We start from the raw sequence: 16,813 nt of genomic DNA, 5'->3' as shown, positions 1-16,813 counted from the left end.
TACGGCAGGTTCCCATGGTTGCTGACTTCATCACCTGGCTCTGCAAGAGCCCGCGCCGCCTGGTGGTGGTCAGCCTCAGCGCGATCATCCTGATCTTCGTGATCGGCAGCGCCGCCGTCGGCAACGACGGCAAGACCGGTAGCGGCAACAGCAGCGACGACGACATGTCCCAGACCGCCGTGACCGCGGCCGTGGTTCCGGCGTCCGACGGATACGTCACCACCGCGGTCAATTTCGTGCGACTGTGGGCCGAGCTGAAGCCGGGTGAGACGTCGGCCGACTGGCTGGCTGCGCTCACCCCGCTGGCGACCCCGGACTACGCCACGGCCCTGGAGACCACCGACACCTCCACCCTGCCGGGCACCCAGCCCGAGGGTGAGCCGGTGGTCCGGTTCCTCGCCCAGGAGTCGTCCATGATCGCCGTCCCTCTCGCCGACGGGTCCTCGGTGCTGGTGACCGTGGTCGCCGGAGAGGGGACGTCCGAGCCGATGGTGTCCGACGTGCAGCCCAACACCGGAGACTGAGCCCATGGAACGGCGTGTCCCGCTCAAGCTGGTAGTCGCTCTCCTGGCGGTCCTCGCCTTCCTCGGGGGCGGCCTGGTCCTGGTTCCGGCGATGATGATGATGGGCATCGCCGGGGTGTCGGAAGACGAGGCCGCCGGGATCACGAGCACCACCTGCAGCCCCATCGCCCAGACCGGTAACACCAATGTCGTGCTCAACGAAGAGCAACTGGCCAACGCCCAGACGGTGATCGAGACCGGGGTCTCGCTGCACGTCCCGTCCCGCGGGCTGGTCGTGGCCGTGGCCACCGCCATGCAGGAATCGACGCTGCAGAACCTCTCCGGGGGCGACCTGGACAGCGTCGGGCTCTTCCAGCAGCGGGACGCCTGGGGCTCACAGGCCCGGCGGACGAACCCGGAGCAGGCCGCCAGGATGTTCTACACCGGCGGTCAGGGCGGGCAGCCCGGCCTGCTGGACGTCCGCGACTGGGAGTCGATGCCGGTCACCGACGCGGCCCAGGCCGTGCAGGTGTCGGCCTTCCCGTTCGCCTACGCCCGCTGGGAGTCGATGGCCGCCTCGCTGGTGGAGTCCGTGGTCGGCGACAACCCGCTGGGCTGCGACAAGAACGTGGTCGCGGCGAACCTGCCCACCGGATCGGTCGGGAAGATGCTCCAGACCGCGCTGGAACAGCAGGGCGACCCCTACGTCTGGGGCGCCGTCGGCCCCGAGTCGTTCGACTGCTCCGGCCTCATCGTCTACTCCTGGCGCAAGGCCGGTCACCCGCTGAAGATCCGTACCGCGGCGCAGATGATGGACAACTCCACGATCATCGAGCCGGGCCAGGAGAAGCCGGGCGACCTGATCTTCAGCGCGCTCGGTGAACGGGGCTCGGCCGGCCACGTGATGATCGTGGTGGAACCGGGCACCGCCGTCCAGGCACCCCGAACCGGCCTGGACGTGAAACTCACCAAGTACAAGGTCGACGGCGTGAACAACAAGATCGGCCGCCTCAACGCGTCCGCCTTCGCCGCCGCCGTACCGGCCGCGGCGTAGGTCAGCCGGTCGTCCGCATCAGCTCCACCGTGATCACCGTGTCGTCCATGATCGCCACCGCACCGCCCATCGCCGCGTCGTTGCCCTCACCCCGCGCGGCCTGGGCGGACGCCTGACTCATCGACCGTTCCACGGCCGACCAGTCCACCGCGGCCCAGTCGGCCCAGGAGTCCGGCTCCCCGGGAAGCCGCACGGTGAGGTGCCCGCGGAAGGTGCGCCCGTCGGCGACCTCCATGGTCACGAACCAGACGTCGATCTTCTCCAGCGTCTCGCCGTACGCGTGCCCGGCGGGGCCGTACATCTCCAGCGCCCGGGCCAGGTTCCGGAGTGTCTCGCGCAGCACTCCGGGCCGGTCGGGCGTCCTCAGGAAGATCTGCAGCAGAAGACGTTCCCGCTGGCCGGAGGCGCCGTCGAGCATCCGCGCACTGAGCCGCCGGTCGACCGCGACGATCAGCCGGTCGGAGGGCCGCATCCAGCGCGGCAACGCGCCCCGCAACGCGTCGTCCCGCGCGGGAGCCCCGGAAAGACGTTCCCGCCCGACCAGGAACAGCACCGTCTGCCCGTACACCCCCTCGACGGTCAGGCTCGCCAGCTCGAAGTTCGGCGCCTGGGTGGCCAGCCCGGTCAGCACGTCGCGCAGCAGGCCGACCCGGGAGTGCGCGGTCAGGGCCAGCGTGCGCCAGTTGCGTTCCGGGTCGCCGGCCGCCTCGTCGTCCGGCACCACGTCGAAGTCCTTGTCGCTCAAGGGCTTCGACGAAAGCAGAGCCGGCAGCGGCGGGCGTTCGGCATTGATCTGCACCAGCACCGAGAGCTTGCCCCCGCCGTAGGCCATGCCGTCCATGCGGTGCACCCGGTAGAGGAAGGAGCCCAGCCCCCGCAGCGAGTCGCCCCGGCGGTAGGTGACACCGACGCTGAGCTGGATCCACCGCAGGCCCTGACCGGTGTGGCCGGGCGGTGGCGGGGCCGGCAACTGCACGCCGCTGACCTGGAAGTTGTAGCGGGCCGCGGCGGAGACCACGGCCATCACCGGGTGCCGGGCCAGGGCGATGGCCACCGGGGACACCGGCAGACCGATCATGATCTGCAGCACCCACTCCGGCGGTTCCTGCGGTGCCACCCGGTCCGGATCGAGAGGCACCGGGGCGACCACATCGTCCTTGTCCCCACTGAGGGTGCGCCAGTCGTCCATCGGCTGGTCGCGGAAGACCAGGTAGGTCATGGCCCGCCCGGCGGTGGCGGACTGCACGGCGCCGAGCAGGTTCACCGGGTCGGGAGCGGCCGCCCGCACGTCCACGCCGCGCGCGTTGAGGAAACGCACCACCGACCGCCGGGCGGTGGTCACCGGGTTGCCGCCGGTCTGGCTGCCCTCCAGCAGACGCAACAACTGCCCCTCCCCGGCGGGGCGGGTGACCACGTAGGCGAACGCGTCCCGGCCCAGCAGCAGGGCCTCGGTGATCAGGGCCCGGCTGCGGCGCCCGCGCAGCATGTCCACCCGGGCGTACTCGGGTGAGTAGGCACTGGTGACCCGCATCCGGGCCGGCCGGGACCGCTGTCCGGGCCGGGACCGCAGAGGCTCGGTGCGGCGGAACCGCAGCATCAGCAGTGACTGCACCACGAAGGCAGTGACGGCGGACCCGGTGGCGTAGTGCAGGGGCAGCAGGGCCAGCGCCATGGCCAGCAGCACGGTGGGCAGCACCGAACCGAACATCAGCCAGTAGGTGGCCCGGGTCATCAGTCCGCGCAGGGTGGAGGCGTGCCCGAGTTCCACCCGGCCGGCCAGCACCGCCGAGAACAGCGTGAGGATGGTGGCCAGCACCTGCACGGTGTCACCGGCGCCGTCGCCCTGGGGCGGGTAGAGGCCCAGCAGCACACAGAGCACCCCGAGCACGGCCAGGTTCAGGCCGCCGGTGTACCGGGCCACGTCGGAAACCTCGGACAGCGCCAGGTCGGCCTCGATCCGGGCCCGGATCGGCCGGGCCCGGATCGCGATGTCGTCGACCGAACTGGCCCGCAGCATCACGAGATTCACGCTGGCAGTGTTCACGTCGACGCGGCGCCGCATCCAGCGGGGGAACCAGGAGCCGGAGTCCCAGGCCTGCCACAGCCCGGCCATACCGTCGCCGAGCACCCCGTCGGCACGCACCCGGTCGAGGTGTCCGCGCAGCTCACGCAGGCGCGAGTCCAGCCGCCGGGTGAGCTCCTCCCGGGTCGGGCGCCGCGACCCGCGGGAGAACCACCCGCGCGGCCCACCGTCGTCCGCCAGTTCGTCGTGCGTCGCCTCGACCAGGTAGTAACGCAGGCTGTCGAGCGCGGAATCCACCTTGTGCAGCGCCATCTCGGCAATCTGCACGTCCACCCAGGAGGCCGGGCGGTCATGCGGCATCTGCCGGGGGAACAGGCGCCGCATCAACGCCTCGAGGCGCTCGAACGGGCTGGGGAGTTCGACGTCGATACGTCCCTGCACCCGGTCCCCGCGACAGACCACACCCTCGGGCAGCACCAGCCGGATCTGCCGGTCGGCGTGGGCGGTCGGGGCGAGCAGGTCGATGCTCAGCAGGGCCCGGGGCTGGAACCAAGCACGCCCCTGCCGCACCAGCCGGCGCGAGGGCACGTGCACCGTGTACGACATCGGCTTGCCCTCGTCGCGGATCGCGATGACGACCAGGGTGGTGCCGACCAGCGCATCGAGGATCTCCCCGACGTGCGAGCCGAGCGCCGGCCGCAACCGGCCACCGTCTTCCAGCCAGGAGTCGACCCGGGAGCCGGCGGCGATCGGACCGGTCTCCGGTCCACCCGGGACATGAGATCCGGTCAGGACTTTCATGATTTCGGTGTCCAGCCCGGGTCGCGGTCCGCCAGTCCGCTCCGGCACCTCCACCGCGGCAATGGTGGACGTCGGCGGGCTCGGCTCGGGCGGGGTGTCCGCGTCCGAGAACTCCTGGGCCAGCAAGATGTCCGCGGCCAGAATGGCGTCGAGCAGGTTCCGGGCATCGCGGATGCCCTCCGGCACCGTGCCCCCGGCGGGCAGCTCACCGCCCTCCGCCATCGGCGAGGCGCCCGGCAGCATGCGCCGGATGGCGGCCGACAGCAACAGTTTCTGGGTGCGCTGCACGACCGCGCCGGGCTCCGGCCCGGTCTGCTGCGGCCGGCGGGTCATCACGTTGATGATCATCTCGGCCAGCGCCGCCGAGAGACGCTGTCGCACCTCGGCCTGGGTCAGCCGGTGGATCCGCTGCCCGTTGGCGTCGCTGACCTCCAGCGAGGCGATCGGGTCGGCCTCGTCGTCGGCCCACCGGTCGAGCGGCACGTCCAGCCGGTTCTGCCGGAACTCGGCCAGGAACCGCGGGTCCCGGCTCTTCGACGGCTCCCGGGGACGCATCGGCGGCAGGGCCAGCAGCGGCAGCCAGGTCAGCCCGGCGTCCAGCTCGAACGCCTCGTGATCGGCGTAGGACAGGTCGACGTCCACGACCACGTCGGTGTCCACGGCCTGGGCCAGCTGGACGTGCAGCACCTCGGTCGTGCGGCGGCACCAGGAGTTGTTCGCGACCAGGTAGAGCAGTTCCCGCCCGAGCCGGGAGTCCCGCTCGAACCGGACGTCCTCGCTGCGGTACTCCTCGAGCGTCACCTGCCCCAGGGCCGCGCGCAGCCGTTCGGTGCGGGAGACCACCGCCCGCCGCTGCTCCTCCTGCGTACCGGCCGCCTCCGCCATCCAGCTCTCCACCCGCGTGTCCGCCCGCTCGACCACCAGCCGAAACTACCGATCAGCCAATCGAAATGCGCCGCACCACGGGCGGATCGGGCCACCCCTCGGGGCGCAGCACCGCCACCGCCGCGGCCACGTCGGGCGCCAGGTCGAGGTCGGCACCCGCGACCCGCCCGACCCCGGACGGCATCGAGGCCGACCAGGTCGCCCCCTCCGCGTCCGAGGTGACCACGTGACGCAGGGGCAGCGACAGCCCGTGCCCGCTGGCCTTGACCGACGACTCCTTGCGCGCCCAGGTGAGCAGGCGCCGGTACTCCCGGTCGGTGCGGCGCTCGGTGGCGGCCCACTCCTGGTCGGCGAAGATCGAGTTCCGCAGCGCGTTCCAGTCCACGGTGCGCCCCTGCTCGGCGTCCACACCCACCTGCACCCCGGGGGCGGCGAGCGCCACGATCACCACTTCACCCGAGTGCGAGAGGTTGATCTCCACGTCGCGGTTGCCGTCGGGGGCGTCGAGAAAGGGCTTGCCGTGCCCGGTCTCGCCGCACGAGATGCAGAACGACCCGAGCTGCAACTGCGCCGGTGGGGTACCGGTGACCGCCGAGAGCAGCCGCCGCAGCATCGAGTGGGCGGCCAGGCCGCGGTCCCGGTCCTGCGCCCGGCGGTAGCGCTCGATCTTGGCCAGGCGGGTCTCGCTCAGGTCGGCCGCGAGTTCGGTGCGGACGTCGTCGGCGAGATTGCCGACGTCCACCCGGGACCACCAGATCTCGATCTCCGTGCCCCGTGGCGCCGGGTGGCTGCCCGGGGACGGGATGGCGTTCAGGACGTGCTCCCGCGACGTCGTCGTCGGGGGTGTACGGGCTTCAGACACCCGGACAGGATGCCCTGATCGGCGTGGCACTGCCACGAAACATCACAATTCCCGATCCACCCCGTGTCCATCGACTGATCATGCCCGACCCCGGGGAACCGGTCAGAGGCGGGGGAAGTACCGCGAGGTGTGCTCGCCGTTCTCGTACACCTCCGCGGCCGAGCCCACGATCAGCGGATCCGGAGTGCCCACGACTTCCTGGTCCTTCCCCTCGTAGGGGAAACGGTGCAGCACGTGCCGCATGGCGTTGAGGCGGGCGCGCTTCTTGTCGTTGCTCTTGACCACCGTCCACGGGGCATCGGCGGTGTCCGTGTAGAAGAACATCGCCTCCTTGGCCTCGGTGTAGTCCTGCCACTTGTCCAGCGAGGCGAGGTCCATCGGTGACAGCTTCCACTGCCGTACCGGGTCGACCTGGCGGATCAGGAACCGGGTGCGCTGCTCGTGCTGCGACACCGAGAACCAGAACTTCACCAGCCGGATCCCCGAGCGCACGAGCATCCGCTCCAGCTCCGGGGCCTGCCGCATGAACTCCAGGTACTCCGGGGCCGAGCAGAAACCCATCACCCGCTCCACGCCGGCCCGGTTGTACCAGGACCGGTCGTACAGCACGATCTCCCCGCTGGTCGGCAGCGTCTGCACGTAGCGCTGGAAGTACCACTCGCCCTGCTCGCGCTCGCTGGGCTTCTCCAGGGCCACCACCCGGGCGCCGCGCGGGTTCAGGTGCTCCATGAACCGCTTGATGGTGCCGCCCTTGCCGGCCGCGTCGCGACCCTCGAAGAGGATCACCACCTTCTCGCCGGAGCTCTTCACCCAGTTCTGGAGCTTCAGCAGCTCGATCTGGAGCAGCCGCTTCTCCGCCTCGTAGACGTCGCGGCCCAGCCGCTCGGAGTACGGGTAGCCCTCGCGCCAGGTGTCCACCGGGTCGCCGGTGGGAGTGATCAGCACCGGGTCGTCGTCATCGGAGTCGTCGACGCTCAGGCCCTCCACCGGCTGCCCGCCGCCGGGCATCCGCAGGTGCTCGCTGAGTTCGGCCATCTGCTCGTCCGCCGGGAGGTTCTCCATCCCGCGACGTTCGCACCGCGCACCGGCCGTCCGACAGGTCGCGGGCCGGAGTTTCACGGCCACAGAACCAGGAGTTCACCGCTCGTTGGCCAACGGTTGCGCGTTGTTCCCCTTGCCCGCGCGGGTCGCCCTGGTCGGGGCCGACGGCAACAACAATAATTTTGGCCGCGGACGGGCACCTGACCTGCCCGGGAACCGTCCCGAGGGCCAGACGTGCCAAGGTTCTCAGGAGGCGGCGTGATCATCGCTGCCGGATGATGGCAGCCCCATGCTGACCTCTCCGCCCGGTAGGGCCGGGAGGGGGCCCCAGTTCAGCCCCGAAGGAGCCGAGCACACCATGTGGGTCGAGATCGCCCTGGTCGCCGTGCTGATCCTGATCAACGCCGCGCTCTCGGGCTCCGAGATGGCTCTGGTCTCGTTACGTGAGAGCCAGGTCAACCGCCTGGCCACGGAGAGCGAGAAGGGTCGTCGGCTGGCCAGTCTGACGAACGACCCGACGCGGTTCCTGTCCACCATCCAGATCGGCATCACGCTGGCCGGGGCGCTGGCGTCGGCCACGGCCGCCGTATCGCTGGCCCAGCCGCTGATCGAGCCCCTCGGCTTCCTCGGGAGCGCGGCCGAGCCGGTCTCGGTCGTCGTGGTGACGATCGTGCTGACCTACGTGACGCTGGTGATCGGCGAGCTGGCCCCGAAGCGGATCGCGATGCAGACCGCCCAGTCCTGGGCCCTGCGCGCGGCCGGCCCGATCAACCTGATCTCGGTGCTGGCCCGGCCGCTGGTCTGGATCCTCGCCAAGTCGACGGAACTGGTCGTCCGGATGGTCGGCCTGGACCCGAAGGCGGCGCGCGAGGAGGTCTCCGAGGAGGAGATCAAGGACATGATCGCCGCCCAGGAGTCCATTCCGCAGCAGCAGCGCTCGATCATCGAGGGCGCGCTCGAGCTCGACGAGCGCAAGCTCTACCAGGTGCTGGTGCCGCGCACCGACGTGGTGTTCGTGAACGCCGGGCAAGACGCCTCGACCGCCCGTGACCTGCTCATCGAGGCCGGTCTGTCGCGGGCCCCGGTGATCGGCGAGACTGAGGACGACGTCATCGGTTTCGTGCACCTGCGGCAGCTCGTGGCGGGGATCGGCACGGTCGCCGACTACGTGCGCCCCGCCCTGGTCCTGCCCGACTCGGTCGGCGTGCTCCAGGCCCTCGGCCGCATGCAGCAGCAGCGCGGTCAGCTGGCCCTGGTGATGGACGAGTTCGGCGCGGTCGCCGGCATCGTGACGCTGGAAGACCTGCTCGAGGAGATCGTCGGCGAGATCTACGACGAGTTCGACCTGGACACCGCGCAGGTCCTGCACCGGCCCGACGGCGACATCGAGCTGAACGGCTCCTTCCCCGCCCACGACCTGACCGACCTGGGCATCGACCTGGACGCGGGCCGCAGCGCCACGATCGCCGGGATCATGCTGGAGGCCCTGGGCGAGTTCCCGGCCGCCGGCACCGAGACCGTCGTGGGCAACTGGCGCCTCACCGCGCTCGAGGTCACGCCGCGGGCCATCCTCCGGGTGCAGGTGCACCCGCTGGACTCCGACGAGCTGACCCAGATCGAGACCGCCAAGGAGACCGCGCGCCAGGCCCGCGAGAACCGCGACCTGCCGCCCGCCCCCGAACTGCCGGCCGAGGAACCCGCCGTGGCCGCCACGTCCACCCCGGCCGAACTGGCAGCCCTCGACCTGACCCCCGCCGACCCCCCGGCCCACACCGACAAGGCCTGATGATCTGGCGCCCCTCCCCCAAAAACCTTGTTCGTGATCATGCAAAACCTCCCCGGAGTTCTAGAACTCTGAGGGGGAGAGTTCTAGAACTCCGGGGAGGTTTTGCATGATCACGGAAGGAAGGAGGGGGTTGTGGGAGCCCGCGGGGGGTGGCCTACCTGCCTTGGCATCCAGGAAGGCGCAGGTCAGGGGGCTTGGCCAAAAGCGGTGCAGAGTCGGTGCCGGACCTGCGCAGCGCGGCGGATTGATATGCAACCACCGGGTCCGGGATAATTCTTCCGGCTGCCCAAACAGCCACAACCGGGTTTTCCACGGCCGAAAGGGTTGTTGCGCTGATGGCAGGCGAGCGGACCGGTCCGAGCACACCCACGATCGTGCTGATCGCAGTACTGGCCACGCCCGTCGTGCTGATCCTGATCTTCTGGATGATCGGCAGCGGCGGGGGTGACAGCGCGGCGGCCAAGTCCAATCTGCCCCAGCTGGTGGGCAAGGGGCTGGAATGGGCCAAGGACAAGGCCGACAAGTCCGGTTTCGGCAAGGTGGAGACCCACGACGCCCTGGGCCGCGACCGGCGCTGGAGCGACGACAAGGAATGGGTGGTCTGCTTCCAGACCCCCGCCGCGGGCTCGCGTGACGAAAACTCCAAGGTCGAGCTGGGCGCGGTGCAGCTCGACGAGAAGTGCCCCTCCTCCGACCAGGCGCTCTACAAGGTCGCGACCACCGACATGCCCGACCTGAAGAACCGCACGGCCTACATGGCCGGCCAGATCCTCGGCGAGAAGGCCAGCGTGCGCTTCATCGACCGGGAAGACGGCGACACGGTCGACGGCAACCTCGGCGACTGGCGGGTCTGCGACCAGCGGCCCAAGGCCGGCGACACGTTCGACGGCGTGCCCGTCACCGTGACGGTCGCCCCCTACGAAGAGCGCTGCTGAACCGTATTCCTCTGACAGGGGGGACCAACAGAACCACCCTCGGCCCGGCTCAACGCGCAAAGTCGCAGGTAGCCTGACCGAGCGTGGTTCTGATCCAACCCCGCCGGCTCGTCACCGGACAGGACAGCCTCTGCCCGGTGACTGCAGAGACTGAGGAGAACGGTGAGTACCAGTACAGATAATGACGTCACGAAGAAGACCGGGTCCGCCAACATCGGTGTGACCGGCCTCGCCGTCATGGGCCGCAACCTGGCCCGTAATCTGGCCCGCCACGGCCATCAGGTAGCAGTTCACAACCGCACGAACGCCCGCACGCAGAGCCTGGTCGAAGACCACGGCGACGAGGGCACCTTCGTGCCCAGCGAGTCACTCGAAGACTTCGTCGACTCCCTCCAGAAACCCCGCGTCGTCATCGTCATGGTGAAGGCCGGCCCGGGCACCGACGCCGTCATCGACGAGCTGGTGCCGCTGCTGGAAGAGGGCGACATTGTCGTCGACACCGGTAACGCGCACTTCGCCGACACCCGGCGGCGGGAAGAAGCTCTCAAGACCAAGGGCCTGCACTTCGTCGGCTGCGGTGTCAGCGGCGGCGAGGAGGGCGCGCTGCTCGGGCCGAGCATCATGCCCGGCGGCTCGAAGTGGGCGTACGACCGGCTCGGCCCGATATTCGAGTCGATCGCCGCGCAGGTCGACGGCACCCCTTGCTGCACGCACGTCGGCCCGGACGGCGCCGGTCACTTCGTGAAGATGGTGCACAACGGCATCGAGTACGCCGATATGCAGCTCATCGCGGAGGCCTACGACCTGCTGCGTCAGGGGCTGGGCGCCACGCCCGCGCAGATCGCCGACATCTTCCGCACCTGGAACGAGGGCGACCTGGAGTCGTTCCTGATCGAGATCACGGTCGACGTGCTCAGCCACATCGACGAGCGCACCGGCAAGCCCTTCGTCGACATCGTGCAGGACCAGGCCGAGCAGAAGGGCACCGGCCGCTGGACCGTGCAGAACGCGCTCGAGCTGGGCGTTCCGATCACCGGCATCGCCGAGGCCACCTTCGCGCGCTCGCTGTCCGGCCACGCCGCCCAGCGCGCCGCCGCGGGTGAGGCGTTCGGCTCGGGCGTCACCGACGGCTGGGTCGCGGACGGCGACCGCGACGCGTTCGTCGAAGACGTCCGCCGGGCACTGTACGCGTCCAAGGTCGTCGCCTACGCCCAGGGTTTCGACCACATTGCCGCGGGCAGCGAGGAATTCGGCTGGGACATCGACCGCGGGAAGACCGCGACGATCTGGCGGGGCGGCTGCATCATCCGCGCCCGTTTCCTCGACCGGATCCGCGAGGCCTACGACGACCAGCCGAAACTGGAAAGCCTGCTGGTGGCGCCGTACTTCGCCGAGGCGGTGTCGAACGGCTCCGATGCGTGGCGCCGGGTGGTCTCCGCCGCCGCACTGAACGGCGTTGCCACCCCGGCGTTCTCGTCGTCGCTGGCGTACTACGACGGTCTGCGCCGCGACCGCCTGCCGGCCTCGCTGATCCAGGGCCTGCGTGACCTGTTCGGCGCGCACACCTACCGCCGCGTCGACGCCGGGGGGTCGTTCCACACGTTGTGGGCGGGCGACAAGTCCGAGATCCAGAGCTGAGATGAAAGACGAGGTGGGCACCCCAGGTGCCCACCTCGTCCTTCATTTTCAGAGGAGGTAACGGAACAGCGGACTGTCGGCCGGAATCTTCTCGATGTCCGGCGGCGATGCCTCCATCCGGGCGAGCAGAGCCGGAAGATCGGCCGGGCTACCCAGTTCGATACCGACCAGCGCGGGCCCGGTCTCCCGGTTGTTGCGCTTCACGTACTCGAACAGCGTGATGTCGTCGTCCGGGCCCAGCACGTCGTCCAGAAAACGGCGTAGCGCACCGGGTTCCTGCGGAAAACCGACCAGGAAGTAGTGCTTGCGGCCCTCGTGGATCAGCGCCCGCTCGACCACTTCGGCGTAGCGGCTGACGTCGTTGTTACCACCGCTCAGCAGGACCAGCACGTTCGCCCCCGGCTGGGGCCGCACCACGTCACCGAGAGCGGCGGCGGCCAGCGCTCCAGCGGGCTCGGCGATGATGCCGTCGGACTGGTAGAGGTGGAGCATCTCGGCGCAGACCCGGCCCTCGGCCACACTGACCACCTCGACCTTGGCGTCACGCACGATCGGGAAGGTGACATCACCGGCCCGGCGCACCGCGGCCCCGTCCACGAAACCGTCGATCTCCGGCAGCGTGACCGGCTCTCCCGCCCGCAGCGCGGCCGCCATGCAGGCCGCGCCGGCCGGCTCCACCCCCACCAGGCGTACCTGCGGATGCCGTTCGGCCAGCCAGATCGCGGCGCCGGCGAGCAGACCGCCTCCCCCGACCGGGATCACCACGACGTCGGGCCGGGCCTCGCCCAGCTCGTCCAGCTGGGCGAAGGCCTCGGCGACCGCCGTGCCCTGACCCGCGACCGTCCACGGATGGTCGAAGGCCGGCACCAGCGTGGCCCCGGTCCGCAGTGCGTCGGCGGCGGCCTCGGCCGCGGCGTCGTCGTAGGTGTCACCCTTCACCCGCACCTCGACCAGGTCACCACCGAGCACGGCGATGCGGTCGCGTTTCTGCCGGGGTGTCGTGCGCGGTAGGTAGACCCGGCCGTGCACGCCGAGCTTCCCACAGGCGTAGGCCAGGCCCTGGGCGTGGTTGCCGGCGCTCGCGCAGACCACCCCGGCCTCCCGCGCCTGGTCGGACAGCTGGGCGATCAGGTTGTAGGCGCCCCGCACCTTGTACGAGCGCACGGGCTGCAGGTCTTCGCGCTTCACCCAGACCCGGCCGGCGATCCGGGCGCCGACCCGGTCGAGCGGTTGCAGCGGAGTGGGTGACAGAACACTCGAAAGCCGTTGTGCTGCCTGCTCCACGTCGTCCGCGGTCATCGGTCCCGATGATTCCGTTGTCGTCGCCACGAGGGCAGCCTAGGCGCAGGCCCCGACCGCGTGGAGAGTCGTCTCACCTGCCGTCACGGATGTGTCTTCCCGCCGTCATCAGGCTGTCCGGGTGACGCCGGGTTCAGGTCCGGTGCCGGGATGTCGAGACATGGGAGTCCCTGCGCACCGGAGCAGAAGGAGATGCACGATGATTCGCCGCGTCCTCGTCACTGGTTCGGTCACGCTCGCCGTGATGCTGACCTCCGGCTCCGGCCTCGCCCTCGCTGCGGCGCAGGACGACACCGCGGCCGCGCCCACCCTCAGCGCCACCTCGGTGCGCCCGGGGACCTCGTTCACGGTCACCCCGCCGCAGCCCTGTCCCTCCGCGGGCGGTGAGCAGGACGTCTTCGTCACCTACACCGATTCCGAGGGCACCACCTACCAGCTCGACCTGCTGACGACGGACGAGAACGGCGCCTGGGACGCCACCACCGTGCGGTTGCCGGTGACGGGTCCCGACGAGAACGGCGCCTGGGACTCCGCGGAAGTAGCGGCCGGTCCGGGCACCGTCGACGTGCTCTGCCTGAGCTCGGCCTATGTGATGGCCCGGAACGTCAGCAGCTTCTCCGCCACCGCCCCCGACCGGCTCGGGCAGCAGGTGATCGACTCCGACGACCCGGGCGACGACGAGGGCGGCGTCACCCTGACCTACGCTCCGGCCGCACTCACGGTGTCCGGCAGCGCGGCGCGGGTGAACCTGACACCAGGACTGGCCGGGCCGGGTGACACCGTCACCGTGTCCCCCGTCGATGTCTGCGCCGCAGCCGCCACCACCGCCCGGATCCAGGTGAGCCCGGCGGCCCTGAGCGACGACGACAATGGCGACGACGGCGACGTCACCGGTCTGGGTGCCGAGGCCGACCCGAACGCGATCGTCACCACCGAGGTCGACATCGCCGGCAACACCTGGCCGTCCACGCAGCTCCCGATCCCTGACGACGCTGACCTCGGCGACTACGGGGTCACCGTTGACTGCCTCGCCGCGGACCAGGAGATCAGCAGCCGGTACGAGTCCGCGCCGCTGGCGCTGGGCACTGTGACCGCCGGTACGCCGGTCTGCTCGGCCAAGGGCGCCGCGGTCCGCCTGACCGGCACCTACCCGGACACCCTGGTGACGGGTGGCGACGACGAGCTGGATCTGCCGGCCACCCTGCGGCTCACCGGCGCCGGCCCCTGGTCGGTCTCGCTGGCCTCCGCCCTCACCGACGGTGTCGTGCTGAAGCAGAAGTTCACGTGCCCGGCCCCGGACTACGAGCTGACCGTGCCGAAGACCGCGGTGTCGTCGGGCGGGGCTGTCCGGGCCCGGGTCTGCAACACCGGCGACGCGGCCGCCCGCGCAGTGCTCCAGGTCGCCACCAAGGGACGCTCCTTCGCGACGGTCGAGCGGCAGGTGCTCGAGAAGGGTGAGTGCACCTGGCTGGACGGCGGCTCGGTGAAGAAGGGCGATTCGGCCCGCGGCCGGGTCCTTCTCGACCCGCCGGGCAAGGGCTCGACCGACCAGGAAGTGGCCCATACCTTCACCGTCCGCCGGAAGGGCTGAACCCCCGGAGCTACCGACGAGGGACGCCGGGACACGGCCGGCCGGTTCCGGCTCCCATCCCTGGTATCCGTTGTGGCGCAGGGGTGTCGCGCAGGCCCCCACCCGCGTCCCGCGTTCGGGTTTCTCACGATGGGCTCTCCGCAGGGGTGGGCACCACCCGTTCGCAGTAGCGTTCGGGCATGAACGACTCCACGGGTACACAACTCCCGGTCGTGCCCTACGGCACCTGGCCGTCACCGATCAGCGCAGCCGACCTGGTCTCGGGCGTCGTGCGCCCGGTCGAGGCCTGGCCCGGTGACACCGGCACCTGGTGGTCGCAGAGCCGCCCCGATCAGGGCGGGCGCGAACAGCTGGTGTTCCGCACGGCCGACGGCCGGGTCACCGACGTGCTCGGGCCGGACTGGAACGTGCGTACCCGGGTGCACGAGTACGGAGGAGGCGGCTGGTGGGTCGCCGGTGACGTGGTGTTCGCGGTGAACTGGGACGACCAGCGCCTCTACCGCGCCGAACCGGGGAAGCACCCGGTGGCGATCACCCCCACCCCGCCGACGAAGGCGGCCTGGCGCTACGCGGACGGACGCCTCACTCCCGACGGCAAGACCGTCATCTGTGTGCGGGAGACGCACGAGGGCAACGACGTGCGCAACGAGATCGTGGCCATCCCGGCCGTTCCCGGCGACACCGGCGATCCCGCTCCGCGGGTGCTCGTGAGTGGCGCCGACTTCGTCGCCGCCCCGCGCATCAGCCCCGACGGGCAGCACCTGGCCTGGATCGAATGGCAGCACCCGAACATGCCGTGGGACAGCACCGCGCTGTGGATCGGCGAGCTGGTGGCCTCGGACGCGGGGCTCTCGATGGTGGACGCCCACCTGCTGGCGGGTGCCCAGCGGGTCGGTCACGGGCGGGCGGCCTCGCGCGACGGACAGTCGCTCATGCAGCCCGATTTCGGACCCGACGGACAGCTCCACGTCATCTCCGACACCTCGCAGTGGTGGAACGTCTACCGCGTCGACGACACCAGCGGTGACCTTGCTCCGGTATTGCCCCTGCGGCACGAAGTGGGCAGTCCGGCCTGGGTTTTCGGCAACAGCAATTACGCGATGGACGCCGGGGGCCTGACCTGGCTCACCTACTCGGACGACAAGGGCGCGAACCTCGTCCGGCTGCAGGATGATTCGATCCAGACCGAGGCGCTCCCGTTCCCCTCCCTCAACCAGCTGCGCCTGTCTCCCGACGGCTCCCGGCTCACCGCCATCGCGGCCCAGACCACGTCCGAGCCCGCCGTCGTCGAGTTCCAGGTCAACGAAAAGGGCGCTCTGGCCTGGACCGTGCTCAATGAGGTACCCGACCACGGCCTCGACCCGGCCGGCATCTCGGTACCGCAACACGTCACTTTCCCCAGCGTCGGTGGCCGTAACGCGCACGCCCTGCTCTACCTGCCGGCCTCCGCCGCCGTGCGCGGGCCGCAGAACGAGCGTCCGCCACTCATCGTGACCGTGCACGGCGGTCCGACCAGTGCCGCGAGCTCCGCCTTCCGGCTGAGAACCCAGTACTGGACCAGCCGTGGATTCGCTGTCATCGATGTGAACTACGGCGGGAGCACCGGTTACGGACGCCCCTACCGGAAGCTCCTCGACGCCTCCTGGGGAATCGTCGACGTCGAGGACGCCTGCGCAGCCGCACTCTGGGTCGCGGCCCAGGGACTGGCCGACCCGGCCCGCCTCGCGATCCGTGGGGGAAGCGCCGGGGGCTACACGGTCCTCGCGGCCCTCGCCACCCGCAACGTGTTCACCGCGGGTGCCAGTCTCTACGGCGTGGCCGACCTGGGCGCACTGGCCCGGGACACGCACAAGTTCGAGTCCCGCTACCTCGACGGACTGGTCGGGCCGTGGCCCCAGGCCGAGAAGATCTACACCGAACGCTCTCCGCTGTCGCACATCGACGGCTTCGACCGTCCCCTCATCGTGTTGCAGGGTGAGGAGGACGAGGTCGTTCCGCCGGCCCAGGCCGAGATGATCGTGGCCGCGCTCGCCGCGAAGAAGGTGCCGCACAGCTATTTACTCTTCCCGGGCGAGCAGCACGGGTTCCGCCGGGCCGAGAACATCATCCGGGCTACCGAGTCCGAACTGTCTTTCTACGGCCAGGTCTTCGGTTTCGAGCCGGCCAACCTGCCCGAGCCGGTGCCGATCCGCTTCGCCGAGACCCTCAAACCCAACTGACCCCGGTTTGAGGACGAGGCAAGCGACCCTCGCGCTTCCGGTCACCAAAACCCGGCCAGCGCCCTTCTTCGTTCGTGATCATGCAGAACCTCCCCGGGGAGGTTCTGCATGATCACGAACAAGGGATGAAGGACGATGTGCCCCTGCCGTGCGGTGGTGGATACCGGCCGGACCTG

General features: G+C 70.2%; 11 protein-coding genes. 7 read left to right on the top strand and 4 right to left on the bottom strand.

Translation table 11 applies throughout. The features are described from left to right. The first annotated feature begins 14 nt into the window (after nt 1-14). Together LR393_RS11535 and LR393_RS11530 are read left to right on the top strand one after the other, a co-directional pair. Complete coding sequence (locus LR393_RS11535; protein ID WP_231483847.1) at nt 15-524, top strand: hypothetical protein; 510 nt, start codon at nt 15-17, stop codon at nt 522-524. A gap of 4 nt (nt 525-528) precedes the next feature. Continuing rightward, nucleotides 529-1,557, top strand: a complete 1,029-nt coding sequence (locus LR393_RS11530; protein WP_231483846.1) for a C40 family peptidase — start codon at nt 529-531, stop codon at nt 1,555-1,557. Between the two features lies 1 nt (nt 1,558). On the opposite strand, the gene LR393_RS11525 is transcribed toward LR393_RS11530, so the two are convergent. The 3 genes from LR393_RS11525 to ppk2 all read right to left on the bottom strand — a co-directional run bounded on the left by LR393_RS11525 (nt 1,559) and on the right by ppk2 (nt 7,136). After that, on the bottom strand, nt 1,559-5,302 hold the full coding sequence (locus tag LR393_RS11525) for a hypothetical protein (protein WP_231483845.1): 3,744 nt from the start codon (nt 5,300-5,302) through the stop codon (nt 1,559-1,561). Between the two features lie 16 nt (nt 5,303-5,318). Further along, a complete protein-coding gene (locus LR393_RS11520) occupies nt 5,319-6,128 on the bottom strand; it encodes a 4'-phosphopantetheinyl transferase family protein (RefSeq protein ID WP_231483844.1) in 810 nt (269 codons plus the stop codon). 102 nt (nt 6,129-6,230) lie between these two features. Beyond that, the gene (ppk2, locus tag LR393_RS11515; RefSeq protein ID WP_345718864.1) at nt 6,231-7,136 is read right to left on the bottom strand and encodes a polyphosphate kinase 2; all 906 of its coding nucleotides are present in this window, start codon (nt 7,134-7,136) and stop codon (nt 6,231-6,233) included. A 391-nt stretch (nt 7,137-7,527) separates the two neighbouring features. Here ppk2 and LR393_RS11510 point away from each other — a divergent pair, with 391 nt between their 5' ends. From LR393_RS11510 to gndA, 3 genes are all read left to right on the top strand, one after another. Next, nucleotides 7,528-8,955, top strand: coding sequence for a hemolysin family protein (locus LR393_RS11510; protein WP_231483842.1), 1,428 nt, complete (start codon nt 7,528-7,530; stop codon nt 8,953-8,955). Between the two features lie 335 nt (nt 8,956-9,290). Continuing rightward, nucleotides 9,291-9,890 (top strand): hypothetical protein, encoded by a 600-nt coding sequence (locus tag LR393_RS11505; RefSeq protein WP_231483841.1) that lies wholly within the window; start codon nt 9,291-9,293, stop codon nt 9,888-9,890. A 162-nt stretch (nt 9,891-10,052) separates the two neighbouring features. Next, entirely contained in the window at nt 10,053-11,528 is a 1,476-nt protein-coding gene (gene gndA, locus LR393_RS11500) for an NADP-dependent phosphogluconate dehydrogenase (RefSeq protein ID WP_231483840.1), read from the top strand. Between the two features lie 48 nt (nt 11,529-11,576). Here gndA and ilvA read toward each other — a convergent pair whose 3' ends face one another. Beyond that, entirely contained in the window at nt 11,577-12,827 is a 1,251-nt protein-coding gene (gene ilvA / locus LR393_RS11495) for a threonine ammonia-lyase IlvA (RefSeq protein ID WP_231483839.1), read from the bottom strand. A 199-nt stretch (nt 12,828-13,026) separates the two neighbouring features. Between ilvA and LR393_RS11490 the strand changes: the two genes are divergently transcribed. Then, nucleotides 13,027-14,418, top strand: coding sequence for a hypothetical protein (locus LR393_RS11490; protein ID WP_231483838.1), 1,392 nt, complete (start codon nt 13,027-13,029; stop codon nt 14,416-14,418). A gap of 179 nt (nt 14,419-14,597) precedes the next feature. Further along, complete coding sequence (locus LR393_RS11485) at nt 14,598-16,637, top strand: S9 family peptidase (RefSeq protein ID WP_231483837.1); 2,040 nt, start codon at nt 14,598-14,600, stop codon at nt 16,635-16,637. Nucleotides 16,638-16,813: the final 176 nt, after the last annotated feature.

The organism is Kineosporia mesophila (assembly GCF_021129235.1).
Taxonomy (GTDB): Bacteria; Actinomycetota; Actinomycetes; order Actinomycetales; family Kineosporiaceae; genus Kineosporia; species Kineosporia mesophila.
The sequence above is the reverse complement of the archived record's forward strand: the minus strand, read 5'-3'. Positions and strand labels throughout refer to the sequence as shown.

Coding starts and splice junctions, on each gene's coding strand:
- LR393_RS11535 (WP_231483847.1), top strand. CDS start 15: ATGGTTGCTGACTTCATCACCTGGCTCTGCAAGAGCCCGCGCCGCCTG.
- LR393_RS11530 (WP_231483846.1), top strand. CDS start 529: ATGGAACGGCGTGTCCCGCTCAAGCTGGTAGTCGCTCTCCTGGCGGTC.
- ppk2 (WP_345718864.1), bottom strand. CDS start 7,136: ATGCCCGGCGGCGGGCAGCCGGTGGAGGGCCTGAGCGTCGACGACTCC.
- LR393_RS11510 (WP_231483842.1), top strand. CDS start 7,528: ATGTGGGTCGAGATCGCCCTGGTCGCCGTGCTGATCCTGATCAACGCC.
- LR393_RS11505 (WP_231483841.1), top strand. CDS start 9,291: ATGGCAGGCGAGCGGACCGGTCCGAGCACACCCACGATCGTGCTGATC.
- ilvA (WP_231483839.1), bottom strand. CDS start 12,827: ATGACCGCGGACGACGTGGAGCAGGCAGCACAACGGCTTTCGAGTGTT.
- LR393_RS11490 (WP_231483838.1), top strand. CDS start 13,027: ATGATTCGCCGCGTCCTCGTCACTGGTTCGGTCACGCTCGCCGTGATG.
- LR393_RS11485 (WP_231483837.1), top strand. CDS start 14,598: ATGAACGACTCCACGGGTACACAACTCCCGGTCGTGCCCTACGGCACC.